We start from the raw sequence: 18,908 nt of genomic DNA, 5'->3' as shown, positions 1-18,908 counted from the left end.
GTCGACCGCCACGGACTGCCGCACGGCGGCGCCGTGCACGTCGACTTCGTGCTCGGGGTGCCCGGTGCCCTGCCCGGCACGCCCGCGGCGCTGCACGCCTGTTTGGCCGCCCTGCCCGAGATGGTGACGTCGTGGTCGGCGACCGGCATCGGCCGTGGCCACCTCCCGGTGCTCGCCGCGGCGCTCGCGGCCGGCGGTCATGCCCGGGTCGGCATGGAGGACAACATCGTCTTTGCTCGAGGGCAGGTGGTGCAGCACAACGCCGAACTCGTCACCCGGGCGGCCGAGATCGCCACGCTGCTCCAGCGCCCGCCGCTGACGACCGGTGATGCCCGGGCGCTGCTCGGCATCACCCCGGCGACCGAGGTTCCGGCCGCCAGCTGAGACCGGTCGCATGGCCATCCCTTTGGGCGGGCACAATCGTGCGTCATGTCGCGGTCTGACCTACTGAGCTTCCCGAACCCGGTCAACGAGAAGGCCGCGCGTGCGGTCGCTGGCGGCGTCGTGCTCCTCGCTGTTGCTGCCCTGGTCACCGAATCGGCCTGGGTGGCGCTCGCCATGGCGGTCGGCTTCGCGCTCCGGGTGGCGTCGGGTCCGCGCTTCAGTCCGCTGGGTCGGCTGGCCGTGCACGTCGTCGCGCCGCGACTGGGTGCAGCCGTCCTCGTCCCCGGCCCTCCCAAGCGTTTCGCACAGGCCATCGGTCTGACCTTCACGGTCTCCGCGACGATCGCCGGATTCGCCGGTGCGACAACACTTTTCACCGCGTTGCTTGCCGTGCTCCTGGTCTTCGCCACGCTCGAGTCGGTCGCCGGTTTCTGTGCTGGCTGCTGGGTCTTCGGGCACCTCATGCGCCTGGGAGTCATCCCCGAGGAGACCTGCGAAGCCTGCAACGACATCTCGCTCCGTCGCGCCGGAGAGTTCGTCTCCGCCTGACCCCCCCTGACCCCGCCTGACCAGTCCCTCCCGGCGTTGTTCCCAGCTGTCGCGGTTGTTCCCATCCACGCCTGTGGCGATGCTCACGCTGTCTCCGGTTTGCATTCTGCTAACTAGAGCAAGCATAATGAATGCATGAGCCCGAACCCGCTGAACGACCTCGGCAGCAGCCTGGGGGACTACCTGCGTGAGCAACGTCAGTCCGCCCGGCTCAGCCTTCGTCAGCTCTCCGAGCTCGCCGGCGTCTCCAACCCCTACCTCTCGCAGATCGAGCGCGGTCTCAAGCGCCCGAGCGCGGAGATCCTGCAGCAGCTCGCCAAGGGCCTGCAGGTGTCGGCGGAGTCGCTCTACGTCAAGGCCGGAATCCTCGACGAAGAGGCGGTGACCGAGCGGCCGCGCAACGACGTGCGCCGGGCGATCGCCGACGATCCCGCCCTCAGCGCCCGCCAGAAGGCCACCCTCCTCGACGTCTACGACAGTTTCGTCGGGGACCGGGACCCAAAGCCGGCCACCAGGACCAGCACGAAGACCACCAAGAAGACCCCCACGACGTCCCAGCGGCCCACCGGCCGCTGAGCCACCCTCACAAGGAGAGAAACACCATGTCGGTCATCACCGAGTTCACCAAGAATGTCGACGCTCGCCCGTTCTACGCCGTCGTCGGCGCCACCGACCTGACGGTCGAGAAGGCCCGCGAGGCCGCTGCTGCCGCGGATGCCCGTCGCGTGCAGTTCCGCGCGGACTTCGACAAGTTCGTCGCCGACCTCGCCCCGGCCAAGGTTCAGGACCGCGCCCTCGCGGCCTTCGCCCAGGTCCAGGAGCTCCCGACCACGGCCGCCGCGCAGGGCAAGGCCAACTCCGACAAGCTCGTCGCGCAGTACAAGGACCTCGCGGTCCGCGGCAAGAAGCTCGTCGAGCGCGTCCGCAACCAGCAGGCGACCAAGGACCTCGTGGCCCAGGCCGAGACCACCGTCGCGCAGGTCAAGGGCGCCGTCACCACGGCGACCAAGGCCGCCAACGACATCGAGCGGTCCGCCAAGGCCACCGTCACCACCGCCCGCAAGGAGGCCGTGAAGGCCGCCGAGGCGATCATCGACTCCGTCCAGGACGAGGTGAAGACCGCCGAGACCGAGGTCGCCGGTGCCGTCAAGCGCACCCGCACCGCTGCCAAGCGCACCAGCACCACCACGCGCAAGGCTGCCGCGAAGACCACGACCGCCGCCAAGGGTGCCCGCACCAGCGCCACCAAGACGGCCACCGCCACCAAGAAGGCTGCTGCCACGACCGCTGCCAAGGTCGGCGACTGATAGACCGCCGTGGGGCCGGCGATCCCGGCCCCACGGCATACGGGACCACCCCCTTTCGGTCCCGAACCATCCGCGAGGGTGGGCCACCACGGCCCACCCTCGCGTTGCGTTCCCAGCGGTATGCCGCGGGCCGCCCTCGCCATAGGGTGGCCCGGTGATCGAGATCTCCACCCCTGCCCCCGCCGTGCTCACCGAGGCGCCTGTCGTGGCGGAACTGGTGCGCAACGGCTTCGTCGAGTCGGTGCATCACGCGAGCGTTGTCGTGACCGGGCCGGACGGGTCGGTCGAGCGCGCGTGGGGGGACGCTCAGTCGCCGATGTTCCCGCGCTCGTCGAACAAGCCGATGCAGGCCCTGGCCATGGTGCGTCATGGGCTCGACCTCCCCGACGACCTGCTGGCGCTGGTCTGCGCCAGCCACTCCGGGGAGCCCTTCCACCTCGACGGCGTCCGCCGTATCCTGGCTGGCGCCGGACTCGACGAGAGCGCCCTGCAGAACACGCCGAGCCACCCGCTCAAGGAGAGCGAGCAGCACCGCTTCATCAGGGAGGGGCTGCCCCCCTCGTCGATCGCGCAGAACTGCTCGGGCAAGCACGCCGGGATGCTCGCCACCTGTGTGGTGGCCGGATGGGACATCTCCACCTATCGCGATCCGGCGCACCCCCTCCAGGTGGCGATTCGGGAGGCGGTCGAGGACGTGGCTGCCGAGCCGGTCACCGCACTGGCGGTCGACGGCTGCGGCGCTCCCGTCATGGCGATCACGCTCGCGGGCCTGGCCCGATCCTTCGGCTCGATCGCGGCCGCTCCGGTCCGCGCACCTGACTCGGAGCAGGCGCGGATCGCGACGGCGATCCGCAATGCGCCTGAGTTCCTGGGCGGCACCGACCGGGACGTCACGGCGCTGATCGCCAAGACGCCCGGGCTGGTGGCCAAGGACGGCGCCGAGGCTGTCGTGGCGGTCGGCCTGGCCGACGGGCGGGGTGTCGCGGTCAAGGTCGCCGATGGCAGTGGCCGCGCTCGCATGGTGGTCCTCGCCGCGGCCCTTCGAGCCATCGGCATCGAGTCCGAGGCGTTGGCCCAACTCGAGCACTCACCTGTGCTCGGGCACGGTCAGCCTGTCGGGGCACTTGTCGCCACCGGCTTCTAGAGCGCCGAGCGGTCAATATGGCCAAAGGGCTGACATTTCGCCTCTGACACGCTACTTTCATCGGCCACGGGCCCCACCGGGTGCCTGCTTTCTGTCTGAGGGGGAGTCGTGGGGCGATCGCTGCGTCGGGGAATGGTGGGGGTCGCCACGGCGGCACTGGTGGCGATCGCTGGTTGGGCACCGAGCACGGCCAGCGCTGGCGTGGCGGTGTCCGACCTGCCGACGCTGGCGTTGACGGTCGACGCGGGGGCCTTCGCCGCGGTGAACGCCGATGTCAACCACGACACGACCGCCATGGTCAACGTCGAGGTGACCGACCCAGGCAACAGCCAGAACAACCTCGTCGTCGCCGACGGACTGACCGAGATCAAGGGCCGCGGCAACTACACCTGGACCCTCCCCAGCAAGAAGAAGCCCTATCAGCTCAAGTTCGCCGACGGCAACAGCCAGAACCTGCTGGGGATGGGCGCCGCCCGCGCCTGGGTCCTCCTGGCCAACACGGCGGACCCCTCGCTGATGCGCAACAAGGTCGCCCTCGACCTCGCCGAAGAGTTCGGTATGGCCTTCACCGGAGAGTCCCGCTGGGTCGACCTGATGATCAACGGGCAGAACTGGGGCAACTACCTGCTCGCCGAGAAGGTCGAGGTCAAGAAGACCCGCGTCGACCTCAAGTCCAACCAGGGTGTGCTGATCGAGCAGGACTACAACTACGGGTCGGGTGACCCGGTGTTCCACCAGACCCCGCGACTGAAGAGCAAGGACTCCGCCGGCGGGTACTACGTCCTCAAGGACGCCAAGGGCGGCAATCCGGACACCGCCGCCGACCTGCTCACCCCCGCCTACGCCAACACCAAGGCCGGTTGGGACGACTTCGTCGCCAAGATCGATGCCCTGGACCTGGCCCTCGCCGACCCCAACGCCAACTGGGCGACGATCAACGGGCTGATCGACCTGGACTCCTTCGTCAAGATGTTCTTCGTCTACGAGTTCACCGAGAACCAGGAGATCGCGCGCTCGAGCGTGATGTTCTATCGCGATGCCACGACCGGCAAGATCTTCGCCGGCCCGGTGTGGGACTTCGATGTCGCGATGGGCAACTTCGACGACTCCCTCTACGGTCGCGGCGGTAACCCCGAGGTCGACTATGTCGCCAACGTGGTCACCTGGCGACCGGACGGCAAGGGCAGCGACTGGTTCCCGCAGCTGTTGAAGAGTTCGGCGTTCAATGCCCGCGCCACGGCCCTCTACCCCGAACTGCGTCCCCGGATCGAGAACGTCCCCTCCAAGATCGGGGAGTATCGCAGTTACCTGACCCGCTCCGCCGGGGCCAACTTCTCTCGCTGGCCCGGCATCCTGGGCAACCGGACCCTCCTGCCCTATGGCAGCCGCACCTACGCCTCGACCTTCAACGGCGAAGTCGACCGCTTGGCGTCCTGGGTGAACAAGCGGGTCACCTACCTCAACCAGAGGTGGGGCGGTTCGGCCACGTCCACCGCGTCCTGCCAGGCCTCGACGCCGCCGGGATCCAACACCACAGCGGGCACGTTCAACGCGCTGAACCCGTGCCGCATGCTCGACACGCGCTTCGCCACGGGCGTGCCGACGACGACCGCGGTGCCGGCCGGTGCCGACGTCACCCTCAAGGTCACCGGTCGCGGGGGCGTGCCCGACTCGGCCTCGGCTGTGGCGCTCAACGTCACCGTCGCCGGGCCGACCCAACCGGGATACCTCTCGGTGTATGCCGCGGGCAACCCGCTCCCGCTCGCCTCCAACCTCAACTTCGTGGCCCGCCAGGACGTGCCGAATCATGTGATCAGCAGTGTCGGTTCCGGCGGCAACGTCACCCTTCATAACGGCAGCACCGGGACGGTCCACGTCATCGCTGATGTGCTCGGGTACTTCGCCGGTGGAGGGGCCGCGAGCATCCCGGGCTCCTTCCAGGCAAACGTCCCGAACCGGGTTCTGGACACCCGCGTGGCCAGCGATGTCACCGCGGGTGCAGCGGTGGGTCACGGCCGCGAGGTGTCGCTCCAGGTCACCGGATCGCACCCGTCGTCCACCGGCGAACCAGTGGTCGTTCCGGAGGACGCGTCCGCCGTCGTCCTGAACGTGACTGCCGTGGCACCCACGGAAGCCGGGTATGTGACCGCCTATCCCAACGGTAGCGCCCGGCCACTGGCGTCCAACGTCAACTTCGCACGGGGCACGACCGCCGTGCCCAACCTGGTCACCGTCAAGGTCGGGGATGCCGGGAAGGTCAACCTCTATGTCGGCACCGACCCTGACCCGGTCAACGGCAAGGTGCACCTCATCGCCGACATCGTCGGCTACTACGTCGGTGGGGAAGCCACCCAACCCGGCACCTTCGTGCCCTTGACGCCCAAGCGGATCCTCGACTCCCGCGACGGCGCCGGAATGGTCGCGAAACTGGGCATCACACCGCTGGCCCGACGCGTCAACAACTACGAGACCATCGCCCTGGACGTGGCCGGCGGCCTCGGCCAACCCCCCACGGCCGTCGCGGCCGCGGTCATGAACGTCACGGTCGCCAACCCGACGGCGATCGGGCACGTCACCATCTTCCCCGATGGCACGTCACGTCCGGTGGTGTCGAGCCTGAACTACGTCGCCTGGCAGACCGTCCCCAACCTGGTGACCGTCCGCACGGGGGACAACGGCAAGGTCGACTTCTACACCTTCTCGGCGGGCCAGACCGACCTCATCGCCGATGTGGCGGGCTTCTATCGCAAGTGACCCATTCCAGCGCTCTCGCCTAGGGTTTGGGGCATGAACGTCATCGGCCAGTTCCAGACCTACATCGCGATGGGCCTCGGTCTGGCGGCGCTCGGCCTCGAGGCCTGGGCCTTCGTCGATGCCCTGCGCCGCCGTCCGGATGCCTTCGTCGCCGCCGACAAGCGGACCAAGGGCTTCTGGCTCGCCGTCACGGGAGTGGCCCTCGCGGTCGGCTTCGTCACGTTCACCTCGATCGTCGGCATGCTCGGCCTGCTCGCGGTCATCGCTGCGGGTGTCTACCTCGCCGACGTCAAGCCGGCGCTGGACCGGGTCATGGGCAAGGGGCGCAGCGACGGACCCTACGGTCCGTGGTGAGCCAAGGGGGCGACCGCGGACCAGTCGACGGTCAGCTCCCCCAAGCGCCACCGCGCCGGGCCGGCCAGGAGGGGCCAGCCGGCGTCCTGCAGCGCCGCTGCCGTGGCCCGGAACCGTTGTCGGGCACCGTATGCCGTGTGACCGGCGTGGCGAGCCCACGCCGCATCGAGGTCGGCGAGGAAGCGGTGCACCGGCTCGCCGGGCACGTTGCGGTGGATGAGCGCCTTGGGCAGCCGCTCCGCGATCACGCCCGGGCGGATCAGCCCACCCAGTTTCCAGCTCAGCGTGAGTGACTGGGGTCCTCCCGCCGTGACGGTCACCCACGCGGCGAGGCGACCGATCTCGTCACAGGTGCCGTCGATGAGGACGCCGCCCGGCGCCAGCCGCGCCGCCACCCGTGACCAGGCCGCGGGCACCTCGCCCTCGGCATACTGACGGAGCACATTGAAGGCCCGCACGACGAGGGGTTGCTGGTCGTTCGGCAGCGGGACCTCGAAACCTCCGAGCGCGAAACTCACGCCGGGTCGCTCGATCGCTTGCCCGGCGGCGACCCGATCGGGGTCGATCTCGATCCCGACCACTCGCACGTCCGGGCGAACCCTGGTCAGCCGGTCATGGAGCTCGAGGACCGTGACGGGGGATGCGCCGTAGCCGAGATCGACGACGATCGGCGGGGCGATCGGTGCACGAAGGCCACTCGCGAGAGTGGCCGCGATCCACCGATCGTTGCGGCGCAAGCGATTCGGGTTCGTGGTTCCGCGCGTGATCACGCCGACCGGCTTGCCTCCCGTCACGTCCACGAGCCTAGGGGCAGGTCCCGCCTAAGGTGGCGGTCGTGAGGTGGTTGAGCATCAGGGGGCGTGACGGCGACGTGAGCCGCAGCATGGTGGCGCTCGCGATCTCGCTGACCGCAGCCCTGGCGCTCGGCCTGTGGACGTGGGTTCCGCCACTGCTCCGCCAGGACATCGGGATGACCCCGGTGACACCGAGTCGACTGACTGTCGACCCGGCCGCGACGGGCACGGCCACCCTCGGTGGGGGCTACACCGTCGGGCTCAACCAGTCCGGCTTCCGCTATGCCAAGGACGATCTGCCGATGCTTGACACCGTGACTCGTGGCTCGCCCGTCGTCGCCTTGCTCGGCCAGGTGTCGGGCGCCACCACCTCGTCCCCGCGGGAGGAGATCGATGCGGTCCTCGACCGCAGTCATTTCACCGATCTGGCCGTGACGCGGGAGGAGGCGGTCTGGATCGGCGTCGTCGAGGGGGAGGTTGACGGTCGCCGCGTGAGCCTGCCGCTGCGGTGGCAGGTCCACCTGGTGGGCGACACGATCGAGACCCTGCTGACGGTCCCCGGGGCGGACGCCCTTGTGGTGCCGGTGGACTGGCGGCCGGCGGTGACCGGGATCGCTCCGGCACTTCCCGCGCGCAACCTGCGGCTCAGGGCCTGGTGGTTTGCCCCGGGCCTTGGCGAGGAGGCGGCCTACGAGTGGGTGCTGGGCACGATCGTGGGGTTGGGTCCGCCCTCCGCAGCGCGCGGCATCGACCTGCGCGGCGATGGGCGGATCGACCTGCACGTGTGGTCACCGGCCGTGCGGTTGCGCGTGACCGGCCTCCCACGGGCAGCAGGCCGCTGAGGGGCGCGTGCCAGAATCCCGGCATGGGACAGGACGCGGCGGCTACGCCACCACCGGTGCGTCGGGTGGCCATGGTGAGCGTCCACACCTCGCCGTTGGCCCAACCCGGCACCGGTGACGCCGGTGGCATGAACGTCTACGTCATCGAGACCGCCCGACGACTCGCCCGACGTGGGGTCGCCGTCGACATCTTCACCCGCCGCACGACCGCCGCCGAGGCCGCCGTCGTCGAGGTCGAGCCGGGCCTGCGGGTCCTGCACATCGCGGCCGGGCCCTACGAAGGCCTGTCCAAGGAGGACCTGCCCGGTCAGTTGTGCGCCTTCGCCGCCGGCATGATGCGGGTCGCGGCCAGGGAGCCGGAGGACTGGTACGACGTGGTCCACTCGCACTACTGGCTGTCCGGGCAGGTCGGCTGGTTGGCCGCCGACCGGTGGAACGTCCCCCTCGTGCACACGATGCACACGATGGCGCGGGTCAAGAACCAACACCTCGCGCCGGGCGACGTGCCCGAGCCCGGCGGGCGTGAGATCGGCGAGGCGCAGGTCGTCGAGGCGGCCACGGCCTTGGTCGCCAACACTGCCCAGGAGGCCCGCGAACTTGTCACCCTCTATGGGGCGGACCCGCACCGGGTGGCGGTCGCCGAGCCGGGTGTCGACCTCGACGTCTTCACACCCGGCGATCAGGGGGCCGCTCGGGAAGCGCTCGGCGTTTCCGCCGACGACATCCTCCTGCTCTTCGTCGGGCGCATCCAGCCACTCAAGGGCCCAGACCACGCGGTGCGCGTGGCCGGCGAACTCTTGCGTCGGCACCCTGAGTGGGGCGGACGACTCACCTTGGCCGTTCTCGGCGGGGCGAGTGGTGTCGGAGTGCGTAACCCGATGGGCCTGAGCGAACTCGCCGCAGGGGTCGGCCTGGGTGATGCCCTCCGTCTGCTCCCGCCGGTCGATCGCGTCACCCTGACCCAGTGGTATCGCGCGTCCGATGCCGTCCTCGTGCCGTCGCACAGCGAGTCCTTCGGGTTGGTCGCCGTCGAGGCCCAGGCGACCGGCGCGCTCGTCGCCGCCTCTGAGGTGGGCGGCCTCCCGGTGGCGATCGGTGACGCCGGTCTCCTGCTCCCGGTCGGTGACGTCGCGGCCTGGGCCGATGCCCTGGAGCCGTTGCTCGTCGAACCAGGCGCTGCCACCGACCTGCGGGCCAGGGCCGCCATCCATGCGCGTGAATTCGGTTGGGATGCAACGGTCGACAAGCTTCAAGCCGTGTATCAAGCAGCCCTCGTCGGCCCGCGCTTCTCCTCGATCAACGAGTCCGAGGCGCTGGTCGGCATCCCCTCGGCGGTCATCCCATGAGCGTTGATGCGGTGATTGCCGAGTTCCTCGCCGACAGCGACCTCGAGTGGGAGGCGGGCGCGAGCGAGGGTGAGGTCGTCGTCACGCTGCCCGGTGAGAAGAAGTTGCGCACCGTCGTCTCGCTCGTCACCAGCCCGACCTGGCTGACCGCCCGCGCCTTCGTCGTCCGCAACCCGGACGAGAATCACGACCGCGTCCACCGTTTCCTGCTCGCCAAGAACCTCCGCCTCCCCGGCATTGCGTATGCCGTGGATGCCAGCGGCGATGTCTACGTCACCGGGCGCCTTCCCGCCGCCGCGGTCACCCCCGAGGCCCTCGATCACCTGCTCGGCGCCATCCTCGACGCGAGTGACAGCCCCTTCAACGAACTGCTGGCCCTGGGTTTCCGCACCTCGATGGAGAAGGAGTGGGCGTGGCGGGTCGACCGCGGCGAATCACTGCGCAACCTCGAGGCCTTCCGGGGTCTGCTGGAGCGCCCGGGCGACCCGCCACGTGAGGCCTGAGAGCCCGCGGACCCGGCCTCGCGGCATACCTGACCGGCGCTAGTCTGGCCGTATGGCTCACACCCTCATCCTGCTGCGTCACGGCGAGTCCGACTGGAACCAGAAGAACCTCTTCACCGGCTGGGTCGATGTCGACCTCACTGACAAGGGCCGCGCCGAAGCGGCTCGCGGCGGCCAGCTCCTCAAGGACGCCGGCATCCTGCCCGATGTCGTCCACACCTCGGTGCTGAGGCGAGCCATCACCACCGCGAACCTCGCCCTCGACGCCGCCGACCGGCACTGGATCCCGGTGCGTCGGTCCTGGCGGCTCAACGAGCGGCACTACGGCGCCCTGCAAGGTCTCGACAAGGCCGCGACGCGCGACAAGTACGGCGATGAGCAGTTCATGCTCTGGCGCCGCAGCTTCGACACCCCGCCGCCGCCGATCGAGGCCGGCAGCGAATTCGACCAGACCTCCGACCCTCGGTATGCCGGGGTCGACGTGCCGCTCACCGAGTGCCTCGCCGACGTGATCCCGCGGATGATGCCTTACTGGGAGAACGACATCCAGGCCGACCTGCGCGACGGCAAGGTCGTGCTCGTCACCGCCCACGGCAACAGCCTGCGGGCTCTGGTCAAGCACCTCGACGGCATCAGCGACGAGGACATCGCCGGCCTCAACATCCCCACCGGCATGCCGTTGGTCTACGAGTTGGATGACGACTTCATGCCGACCAAGCCGGGCGAGTACCTCGACCCCGAGGCGGCTGCGGCGGCCGCGGCAGCGGTGGCGAACCAGGGGCGCTGAGTCCGCCGAGGACCCAGCGCTGGTCAGCCACCGGGCTACTCGGGGTGGTAGAGGTCCCACGACCCGTCCCACCCGCTGCCCTCGTCGATCGGTCGCTCGCTGACGAGGGTGCCGTCGGCGGCCCACGCGCGCAGCAGGACGGTCCCGGAGCCGGTGGGCGGGACGTCCATGACGGTGGACTGCTCGACAGGGATCCGTTCTCCCTCCTTGCCGTACTGCACCAGCGAGATCGCCCGCACCGGTGATCCGTCGAGGATGATGATCTGCGTCCTGGTGCCGGAGTCCGAGCCCCAGAGGATGATCGACAGGGGCGCCTGGATGTTCTCGGGGCGGATCCATTCGTTGAGGTTCAGCCAGGCCCATTCCTGACGGCCCGACACCATCGTGGTCACGCCGGTCGACTGGAGGACCACGCCGTTGGCCAGGGCGTGGCGGGCGATGAGCAGCCGGGAGGTCACGTCCGGGTTGCCCGTGGCGAGCTCGGGGGCAGCCGTCACCTCGGCCACGACGGTGGGCGTGAAGCTGCTCGGATCCGCTCCCAGCGCTCCTGCGGCATCACGTCGGGTCGCCTCGAGGAGGCCTTCGGGGCTCACGGGCACGTCACAGCCGATGCAGGGGATCATCCCCTCCCCGAGGACGGTTGCTTGGTCCGGCACGACCTGTCGACCCGCGACCCGCAGCAGGAGCGTAGGTCGTGGCCCGCCGAGGTCGAGCAGGCCCGCTCCGTCCTGGAGCGTCTGGCTCGTCCATTCCCGGTGCACCTCACCCTTCGCGTTCACCGTCACGGTGGCCGAGATGTCCAGCGCGCGGGCGTCAGGCTCGGTGAGCACGATGACGCGACGATCGGTGGTGGAGGGATCGACGACCGCGAGGGTCGCCCGGATGGGGTCCGGCGAGTACCACGCATCCAGTTCGGTGAGCTCGGCCGCCGGTGCCGACGCCGGGCCGGTCAGGAGCTTGACCAGCGGCATCGCGTCGCGCGCCGTGGCCTGTGGAGCGGCGATGACCCGCACCCGCCCATCGGTCTGGTCGGCGAACACCAACCGATGGGTCCCGAGGAAGCGTCGGGCGACCTCGGCGAGCAGGGTGGGGTCGGTCGCCAGATTGCCGCGGGCCGGTCCGGCGAAGATTCCGTCTGACGAATTCGCCGACGGCGAGGTGGATCGCCCCACGGTGGGTGTGGGCCCGGGGGTCGGCACGGCCGACGTGGCCACCGAGAAGGCGACGATCCCGGCCGCCACGGCGGTGAGCAACGCACCACCACCGATGGCCCAGCCGCGGCGGCGTGAGCGTCGCAAGGCGGCACTGATCGCGTCGAGCGCGCTCTCTGCCCGCGTCGAGGGCCGACCGGCACCGTCCACGAGGTCGGCGAGGGCCTCGTGGAAGGAGGTCGGTCCGGCGTGGTCGTCGTCCAGGTCGCGGGCATGGGCGCGCGCCAACCTCGCGTGGGTGGAGGCGACGAGGTCACCGACGGTGGCCACCGGCATACCCAAGGCGTCGGCGACCTCGGCGGGGTCCCAGTGGTCCACCTCGCTCAACACGTATGCCGCGGTCGTCCGCGGCGGCAACGCGGACCACGTCTGAGCCATGGTTGCCCCCTCGGGCAACTCGTCAGGTGGCGCATCCTGGGGCGCCATGGCGTCCATGAGGTCACGGCGCACCCAACGCGAGGGAAGGCCCGACTCCTGCAGCTCCTGCCACTGTCGGACCGCGCGAGTCATCGTGCCGAGGGCGACCTCGTGACCGGCGACCGGGTCGCCCAGGGCGACCATCGCGAGCCGCTCGGTCTCGGCCCACCGGTGGAGCACGAAGGCGCGGGCGTCCTCGTCCACCGGTCAGTCGCTCACCGACGAGAGCTTTCGGTCACGCTCGCATGGTAGCCATCGCCTCAGGCGGGACGGACGTGGTCCTCGTCGTCCTCGTGGCTGGACTCGGCGTTGGCGTCGTAGGTGCCGGTCACCAGGTAGATCACGCGGTGCGCGACCGACACGGCGTGGTCGGCGAACCGCTCGTAGTAGCGCGAGATCAAGGTCATGTCGACCGCAGCCTCCGTGCCATGGGCCCAGTCGGACGCGGCAATCCGCTCGAAGAATCGCCGGTGCAGGTCGTCCATCGCGTCGTCGTCGCGCTCAATGGAGCGGGCGGCATCGACGTCGCGGGCGGCGATGATGGCACCGGCCTTGAGGACGATGCCCTCGGCGACCCGGCCCATGTCGACGATGACCGCGCGGAACTCCGCGGGCACAGCCGAGTTGGGGAAGCGCAGGCGTGCCACCTTGGCGACATGTCGGGCGAGGTCGCCCATCCGCTCGAGGTCGGACGCCATGCGCATCGCGGTCACGACCATCCGCAGGTCGGTCGCCACCGGCTGCTGGCGGGCGAGCAGGTCGATGGAGGTCTCGTCGAGGTGCTCGCGCAGGGTGTCCAGCTCGATGTCGGCGGCGATGACCGACTCGGCCAAGGTCACGTCGGCGTCGAGCAGGGCTGTGGTGGCGCGGCTGATGGCCGAACCGGCCAGCCGGGTCATCTCGACGAGTTCCTCGGTGATTCGGTCGAGTTCCTCGTGGAAGGCCTTGCGCATGTCGATCCGTCCTGTCTGGGGGTGCTCGCCGACGCACTGTCGCAGTCCGACGTGAACGCTCAGGGGACCTCAGGTGAACATCTGTCCAGTTGGTCCAAGAGCCACGCCTGAGAGTCCCTCCACTCGCCGACTTGACCCACTGGGGCCGTCTACGCTGACCTGGTGGATCCCGCATTGGCCGCCACGATCGGGGGTGGCGTCGGACTCGTCCTCGGCGCCCTTGCGGTGGCCGCGACGAGGATGTCCGAGCGCGCTCGCACCGAGCAGCCACCCTCGCTGGCCGATCTGGCGGCGCTGCCCCGAGGTGTCGTCGACGTGCTGGGGGTGCTGCGCTCGATCGCCATCGTGCTCGATGCCTCCGATGCCGTCGTCAACACCTCGTCCTCGGCGGTCGCCTATGGCCTGGTCCGCCACGGGGACCTGGTCCACAACGAGTTGCGCAAGATGGTGCGCCAGGTGCGCCGCGACGGCGACATCCGCGAGGCCGAGTTGGAGCTGCCCAAGGGGCCGACCGGGTTGGGACGCATCATCATGCGGGCCAGGGTGGCTCCGCTCGGGAGCGCCCATGTGCTCGTCCTGGCCGAGGACCACACGCAGGCCCGGCGCGTCGAGGAGATCCGCCGCGATTTCGTCGCCAATGTCTCGCACGAGCTCAAGACCCCGGTCGGGGGTATCTCGTTGCTCTCCGAGGCGATCATCGACGCCCGCGACGACCCGGAAGCCGTGGCCCGCTTCGGCGAGCGCATCCGCGTCGAGTCCGACCGACTCGGCCGCCTGGTCAAGGAGATCGTTGACCTCTCCCGGCTCCAGGTGCAGGACACCCTCCACGAACCGGAGCCGGTCGACCTGGGCTCAGTCATCGGTGAGGCCGTCGACCGGGTCCGCGTGACCGCGGAGTCGCACGGCGTGGTGATCGAGGCGGCCACCGAGCCGGGGCTGACCGTCTTCGGGGACCGGGAGCTGCTGACGACGGCCGTCGCCAACCTCGTCTCCAATGCGGTCAACTACTCGGACTCGGACACCAAGGTGGCGGTGGCCTCGCGACGCGCCGGCGAGTTCGCCGAGATCACCGTGACCGACCAGGGCCACGGCATACCGGCCGGGGAGCAGCAGCGGATCTTCGAGCGCTTCTACCGAGTGGACGCCGCGCGATCGCGCGCCACCGGCGGCACCGGCCTGGGGTTGGCCATCGTCAAGCACATCTGCACCAACCACGGGGGGGAGGTGACCGTCTGGAGCGACGAGGGCCATGGCTCGACGTTCACCATGCGGCTGCCCCGGGCCATCCAGAAGACTGTCCCGCCGCCCATACGTTCCCACGACACCTTTCACCCCATGAGCCAAGGAGCCCAGAGCGCATGACCCGCATCCTCGTCGTCGAGGACGAAGTGTCCTTCTCGGACCCGCTGTCCTACCTCTTGCGCAAGGAGGGCTACGACGTGGCGGTCGCCGAGACCGGCCCGGATGCCCTGACCGAGTTCGATGCCAATGGTGCGGATCTGGTGCTGCTCGACCTGATGCTTCCGGGCCTTCCCGGCGTGGACGTGTGTCGTGCCCTGCGCGCGCGCTCCAACGTGCCGGTCATCATGCTCACCGCCAAGGACAGCGAGATCGACAAGGTCGTGGGCCTCGAGTTGGGCGCCGACGACTACGTGACCAAGCCCTACTCGTCGCGCGAGTTGCTGGCGCGGATCAAGGCCGTCCTGCGCCGGCTCTCCGAGCCCGAGGAACTGCTGCCGACCACGGTCGAGGCGGGCCCGGTCCGCATGGACGTCGAACGGCATGTCGTCAGCGTCGGGGGAAACCAGATCTCGCTGCCGCTCAAGGAGTTCGAGCTGCTCGAGATGCTGTTGCGCAACACCGGCCGAGTGCTCACGCGCATCCAACTCATCGACCGCGTGTGGGGTTCGGATTATGTCGGGGACACCAAGACCCTCGACGTCCACGTCAAGCGGCTGCGAGCCAAGATCGAGCCCGACCCGGGCAACCCCAGGCACATCGTGACGGTGCGTGGATTGGGCTACAAGTTCGAGCAGTGACGGCGGCCCCGGCGGGCGGGTGAACACCTCCGTCGGCAAGCACCTCTCTCGGAACTTAACTCGCAGCGGACCACAGGTATACCTGTGGTCCGCTGCGAGTTGAGTTCCCCGGGGGTGTCGTGCTTGAGGAGTGAGGCCTTACGGAGTGAGGTCCTCGTAGTAGCCGGTCGCGGGGAGCACCGGCACCTGGAGGATGTTGTCGCCGGTGGACGACGCGGAGATGCTCAACGGCACGAGGTCGCCCGCGACCGCCGGCACCGATTCGAGGGTCAACTCCTCGTCGGCCAGATTGAGCGAGCTGTACGCCGGGACGGTGGCCGTCGTCTGGTCGGTGCTGCCCGTGCCGAAGGTGACCGACACGTCGTCGCTCGAGGTGTTGAGCAACTGCCCCGACAGGCGCCCCGCTTCGTCCTTCTTCTCGCCGCCCACGACGAGGAGACCGCGCACGGCCAGGCCTTCGCCGAGGTTGAGGTTCACCCCGTCCGCGGGCTGATAGGGCTCGTCGGTCTGCACCGGCGATGTCACTGCGCACGCGCTGGTGGACAGGGCCGCGACAAGGGCGAGACTGGCGATGACGCGCGAGGAGGCCTTCGTGATCACGAGGGCCAGCGTAGCGGTCGCCCGCAGGCCCCCGCTGAACCCACCCACCCCGCGCCGACCGGGGAGCCACGACCGGCGCACGATGAATCGCGCGCGTGCCCCACAATCGCGATCTTGTCAAGCCCCCCGGACGCCGTCGTCAGTGACGAAATGGCGCCCTGACCTGCGCAAATGTCGACGCGACGAAATCGGACCCTCGGGCATGTCGTGGTATCCTTGAGGTCGCGAAAGGGGCAAACACCATATGGTTTTCACTGTTGGCGAGACGGTCGTCTACCCGCATCACGGGGCGGCTCGGATCGAGGAGATCAACACCCGTACCATCCGCGGCGAGGAGAAGCTCTACCTCAAACTCAAGGTCGCCCAGGGCGACCTGGTGATCGAGGTCCCTGCTGAGAACTGCGACCTCGTGGGTGTCCGCGACGTCGTCAGCAAGGAAGGCCTGGATCGAGTCTTCGAGGTTCTGCGCGCTCCCTTTGCCGAGGAGCCGACCAACTGGTCGCGCCGCTTCAAGGCCAACCTCGAGAAGCTCGCCTCCGGCGATGTCATCAAGGTGGCCGAGGTCGTCCGCGACCTGTGGCGCCGCGACAAGGACCGTGGCCTGTCCGCCGGTGAGAAGCGGATGTTGGCCAAGGCTCGTCAGATCCTCGTCTCCGAGCTCGCGCTCGCCGAGAAGACCGACGAGGAGAAGGCCGAGATCCGTCTCGACGAGGTCCTCGCGTCCTGACGCCCGGCCACCCGGCATACTCACGCTCGTGAATGACGCCCACGCTGCCCCACGCAGCGTGGGCGTCGTCGTCGTCGCGGCCGGTTCCGGGACGCGATTGGGTGCGGACGTGCCCAAGGCCTTCGTGCAGGTCGCCGGCCGCTCCCTTCTCTCGTATGCCGTGGAGCGCGTCACGCAGGTCGCCCACCTCGCGCGGCTGGTCATCGTGGTTCCCGAGGGCCATGGCACTGCCACAGCGCTGGGAGACGTTGCGCCCGTCCCGGAGGGCACGGTGGTGGTGCCCGGCGGTGCCGAACGCACCGATTCGGTGCGTGCCGGCCTGGCCGAAGTCGGTGAGGTCGACATCGTGCTCATCCACGATGCTGCTCGTGCCTTCACCCCGGTGGCGGTCTTCGACCGGGTCGTCGCGGCAGTGGCTGCTGGTGCGTCGGGTGCGGTGCCCGGACTGCCGGTCGTCGACACGATCAAGGCCGTCGATGCCGACGGGACCATCACCGGCACACCGGATCGGGCCGGCCTTCGTGCGGTCCAGACTCCTCAGGGCTTCGACGCCGACGTGCTGCGCGCGGCATACGCCTCGGGGTTGAGCGCGACCGACGACGCCGCCCTCGTCGAGACGCTCGGTCACCACGTGCGCGTCGTCGCCGGCGATCCGCTGGCCTTCAAGGTGACGACTCCGGAGGATCTGGCGCGCGCGGAGCGCCTCGTGGCGAGCTGGGCCGCTAGCGTGGATTGATGGCTGACTTCGGCAGGGAAGACCTCAGCGGCTCGACCTTCGACTGGACCGACCTCTCGAGGTCGACCTTCCGGGCGGCGTCGCTGTCGGACGTGACGATCCGTGGCACCGATCTGCACCGGGTGAAGATGACCGGTGTCGAGCTCTACGACGTTGACATCAGCGGCGACATCAACGGACTGCGCATCAACGGTGTCGACGTGACCCGGTTCGTCGCCGATGAGGTGGACCGGCGCGAACCGGAGCGGGCGTTGATGCGCCCCGAGGACCCGGCCGGTTTCGTCGCGGCGTGGGACCTGCTCGAGGCGCGGTGGGCCGAGACGGTCGATCGAGCGCGGCGGCTGGATGCAGACCTGCTGCACGAGCGGGTCGACGGGGAGTGGTCCTTCATCGAAACGCTTCGTCACCTGAACTTCGCGACCGCGGCCTGGATTCGTCGGGCCATTGACGGTGAGCCGGATCCCTACCACCGCCTTGACAAGCCCTGGGACGAAGCTCCCGACGACAAGGGCTTCCCGAACGATGTCGATGCCCGACCTTCCTTGGAGGAGATCCTCGAGTTGCGGCGAGGCCGGCAGGCGGACGTGCGCCGGGTCATCTCGGGCCTGACTCCCGAGCGGCTCGCCGAACCCTTCAGCCCTCCGGAGGACGACGGCTGGCCGACCCCGGGCTATGAGCTGTCCGTCAAGGAGGCGATCGGCATCGTCCTCAATGAGGAGTACCTGCATCGTCAGTACGCCGAGCGAGACTTGGCGATCCTCGAGTCCGGCGCCTCGAACAGCGGCTGATCCAGCTCGTGGTTGGATCGGGGGCATGAGCGCGCTTCCGCGGGTGGGGATCGGCACCGACGTCCATGCGTATGCCGCGGACCCCGGTCGCCGGCTCTGGCTCGCCGGGCTGCTGTGGCCGGGGGAACGCGGGCTCGAGGGGCACTCGGATGCCGATGTCGCCGCCCATGCCGCCTGCGACGCGATCTTCACCGCCGCGGGCATCGGCGACCTCGGTGCGCATTTCGGGACCTCGCGGCCGGAGTTTGCGGGCGCGTCGGGGTGCACCCTGCTCGCCGAGGCGGCGCGGCTGGTGCGTGCGGCCGGCTTCGAGATCGGCAACATCGCCGTGCAGGTCGTCGGCAACCGGCCGAAGGTGGGCACGCGCCGAGGCGAGGCCGAGGCGGCGCTGTCGAAAGCCGTCGGTGCGCCGGTGTCGATCAGCGGCACGACGACCGACGGCTTGGGGCTGACCGGTCGAGGCGAGGGTGTTGCGGCGATCGCGACCGCGCTCGTCGTGTCGCGCGGGGCGCCAGCCCAAGGACACTGAGGAAGGCCGCGCAGGACGGTCGCGCAGGACGGTCGCGAAGGACGGTTGCGAAGGACGGTCGGTCAGCGTGCCCCGGCCCTCACGGGACCTCCCCCCGCAACACAACTCGCAGCGGACCACAGGTATACCTGTGGTCCGCTGCGA

The 18,908-nt window shown here is 69.5% G+C and carries 21 protein-coding genes; 17 read left to right on the top strand and 4 right to left on the bottom strand.

The window, feature by feature from the left end; genetic code table 11:
• The 7 genes from BN10_RS10085 to BN10_RS10055 all read left to right on the top strand — a co-directional run.
• On the top strand, window positions 1-384 hold a 384-nt coding region (locus BN10_RS10085; RefSeq protein ID WP_040751438.1), incomplete at its 5' end, for a 3-keto-5-aminohexanoate cleavage protein.
• 45 nt (window positions 385-429) lie between these two features.
• Entirely contained in the window at window positions 430-933 is a 504-nt protein-coding gene (locus tag BN10_RS10080) for a DUF4395 domain-containing protein (RefSeq protein WP_010851140.1), read from the top strand.
• 135 nt (window positions 934-1,068) lie between these two features.
• On the top strand, window positions 1,069-1,509 hold the full coding sequence (locus BN10_RS10075) for a helix-turn-helix domain-containing protein (protein ID WP_010851139.1): 441 nt from the start codon (window positions 1,069-1,071) through the stop codon (window positions 1,507-1,509).
• A gap of 26 nt (window positions 1,510-1,535) precedes the next feature.
• Window positions 1,536-2,240 carry a hypothetical protein gene (locus BN10_RS10070; protein ID WP_010851138.1) on the top strand — a complete coding sequence of 235 codons (705 nt, stop codon included), beginning with the start codon at window positions 1,536-1,538 and terminating at the stop codon, window positions 2,238-2,240.
• Window positions 2,241-2,394: 154 nt separating this feature from the next.
• The gene (locus tag BN10_RS10065) at window positions 2,395-3,384 is read left to right on the top strand and encodes an asparaginase (RefSeq protein WP_010851137.1); all 990 of its coding nucleotides are present in this window, start codon (window positions 2,395-2,397) and stop codon (window positions 3,382-3,384) included.
• A gap of 108 nt (window positions 3,385-3,492) precedes the next feature.
• On the top strand, window positions 3,493-6,138 hold the full coding sequence (locus BN10_RS10060) for a CotH kinase family protein (protein ID WP_010851136.1): 2,646 nt from the start codon (window positions 3,493-3,495) through the stop codon (window positions 6,136-6,138).
• A 33-nt stretch (window positions 6,139-6,171) separates the two neighbouring features.
• Window positions 6,172-6,492 carry a DUF2516 family protein gene (locus BN10_RS10055; protein ID WP_010851135.1) on the top strand — a complete coding sequence of 107 codons (321 nt, stop codon included), beginning with the start codon at window positions 6,172-6,174 and terminating at the stop codon, window positions 6,490-6,492.
• On the opposite strand, the gene BN10_RS10050 is transcribed toward BN10_RS10055, so the two are convergent.
• Window positions 6,477-7,286 (bottom strand): class I SAM-dependent methyltransferase, encoded by an 810-nt coding sequence (locus tag BN10_RS10050; protein WP_010851134.1) that lies wholly within the window; start codon window positions 7,284-7,286, stop codon window positions 6,477-6,479. The two genes, BN10_RS10055 and BN10_RS10050, sit on opposite strands and share 16 nt — an antisense overlap.
• Window positions 7,287-7,327: 41 nt before the next feature.
• Here BN10_RS10050 and BN10_RS17375 point away from each other — a divergent pair, with 41 nt between their 5' ends.
• The 4 genes from BN10_RS17375 to BN10_RS10030 are packed head-to-tail and all read left to right on the top strand — an operon-like array spanning window position 7,328 to window position 10,764.
• Window positions 7,328-8,128 (top strand): hypothetical protein, encoded by an 801-nt coding sequence (locus BN10_RS17375; RefSeq protein ID WP_010851133.1) that lies wholly within the window; start codon window positions 7,328-7,330, stop codon window positions 8,126-8,128.
• Window positions 8,129-8,151: 23 nt separating this feature from the next.
• On the top strand, window positions 8,152-9,474 hold the full coding sequence (mshA, locus tag BN10_RS10040) for a D-inositol-3-phosphate glycosyltransferase (protein WP_010851132.1): 1,323 nt from the start codon (window positions 8,152-8,154) through the stop codon (window positions 9,472-9,474).
• Window positions 9,471-9,977: a type III secretion system chaperone family protein gene (locus BN10_RS10035; RefSeq protein ID WP_010851131.1), complete on the top strand. Its 507-nt coding sequence runs from the start codon at window positions 9,471-9,473 to the stop codon at window positions 9,975-9,977. The genes mshA and BN10_RS10035 overlap by 4 nt, the downstream gene beginning before the upstream one ends.
• Before the next feature lie 52 nt (window positions 9,978-10,029).
• Window positions 10,030-10,764 carry a phosphoglyceromutase gene (locus BN10_RS10030; RefSeq protein WP_010851130.1) on the top strand — a complete coding sequence of 245 codons (735 nt, stop codon included), beginning with the start codon at window positions 10,030-10,032 and terminating at the stop codon, window positions 10,762-10,764.
• Between the two features lie 35 nt (window positions 10,765-10,799).
• On the opposite strand, the gene BN10_RS10025 is transcribed toward BN10_RS10030, so the two are convergent.
• Together BN10_RS10025 and phoU are read right to left on the bottom strand one after the other, a co-directional pair.
• Window positions 10,800-12,596, bottom strand: a complete 1,797-nt coding sequence (locus BN10_RS10025) for an RNA polymerase sigma factor (protein WP_010851129.1) — start codon at window positions 12,594-12,596, stop codon at window positions 10,800-10,802.
• 56 nt (window positions 12,597-12,652) lie between these two features.
• Complete coding sequence (gene phoU / locus BN10_RS10020) at window positions 12,653-13,345, bottom strand: phosphate signaling complex protein PhoU (RefSeq protein ID WP_010851128.1); 693 nt, start codon at window positions 13,343-13,345, stop codon at window positions 12,653-12,655.
• A gap of 162 nt (window positions 13,346-13,507) precedes the next feature.
• Here phoU and BN10_RS10015 point away from each other — a divergent pair, with 162 nt between their 5' ends.
• A complete protein-coding gene (locus BN10_RS10015; protein ID WP_010851127.1) occupies window positions 13,508-14,707 on the top strand; it encodes a sensor histidine kinase in 1,200 nt (399 codons plus the stop codon).
• Window positions 14,704-15,384 carry a response regulator transcription factor gene (locus BN10_RS10010; protein WP_010851126.1) on the top strand — a complete coding sequence of 227 codons (681 nt, stop codon included), beginning with the start codon at window positions 14,704-14,706 and terminating at the stop codon, window positions 15,382-15,384. Before BN10_RS10015 ends, BN10_RS10010 begins: the two co-directional genes overlap by 4 nt.
• A gap of 138 nt (window positions 15,385-15,522) precedes the next feature.
• Here the strand turns inward: BN10_RS10010 and BN10_RS10005 are convergent, their stop codons facing one another.
• Window positions 15,523-15,984: a hypothetical protein gene (locus tag BN10_RS10005; protein ID WP_156917203.1), complete on the bottom strand. Its 462-nt coding sequence runs from the start codon at window positions 15,982-15,984 to the stop codon at window positions 15,523-15,525.
• Between the two features lie 244 nt (window positions 15,985-16,228).
• Between BN10_RS10005 and BN10_RS10000 the strand changes: the two genes are divergently transcribed.
• From BN10_RS10000 to ispF, 4 genes are read left to right on the top strand one after another with little or no spacing between them, the layout of a single operon-like run.
• Window positions 16,229-16,711: a CarD family transcriptional regulator gene (locus BN10_RS10000; protein ID WP_010851124.1), complete on the top strand. Its 483-nt coding sequence runs from the start codon at window positions 16,229-16,231 to the stop codon at window positions 16,709-16,711.
• Window positions 16,712-16,739: 28 nt separating this feature from the next.
• Complete coding sequence (ispD, locus tag BN10_RS09995; RefSeq protein WP_010851123.1) at window positions 16,740-17,447, top strand: 2-C-methyl-D-erythritol 4-phosphate cytidylyltransferase; 708 nt, start codon at window positions 16,740-16,742, stop codon at window positions 17,445-17,447.
• Window positions 17,447-18,235 carry a DinB family protein gene (locus tag BN10_RS09990; protein WP_010851122.1) on the top strand — a complete coding sequence of 263 codons (789 nt, stop codon included), beginning with the start codon at window positions 17,447-17,449 and terminating at the stop codon, window positions 18,233-18,235. Before ispD ends, BN10_RS09990 begins: the two co-directional genes overlap by 1 nt.
• A 25-nt stretch (window positions 18,236-18,260) precedes the next feature.
• Window positions 18,261-18,764 (top strand): 2-C-methyl-D-erythritol 2,4-cyclodiphosphate synthase, encoded by a 504-nt coding sequence (gene ispF / locus BN10_RS09985; RefSeq protein WP_010851121.1) that lies wholly within the window; start codon window positions 18,261-18,263, stop codon window positions 18,762-18,764.
• Window positions 18,765-18,908: the final 144 nt, after the last annotated feature.

Source organism: Phycicoccus elongatus Lp2 (assembly GCF_000367525.1).
GTDB lineage: Bacteria > Actinomycetota > Actinomycetes > Actinomycetales > Dermatophilaceae > Phycicoccus_A > Phycicoccus_A elongatus.
The sequence above is the reverse complement of the archived record's forward strand: the minus strand, read 5'-3'. Positions and strand labels throughout refer to the sequence as shown.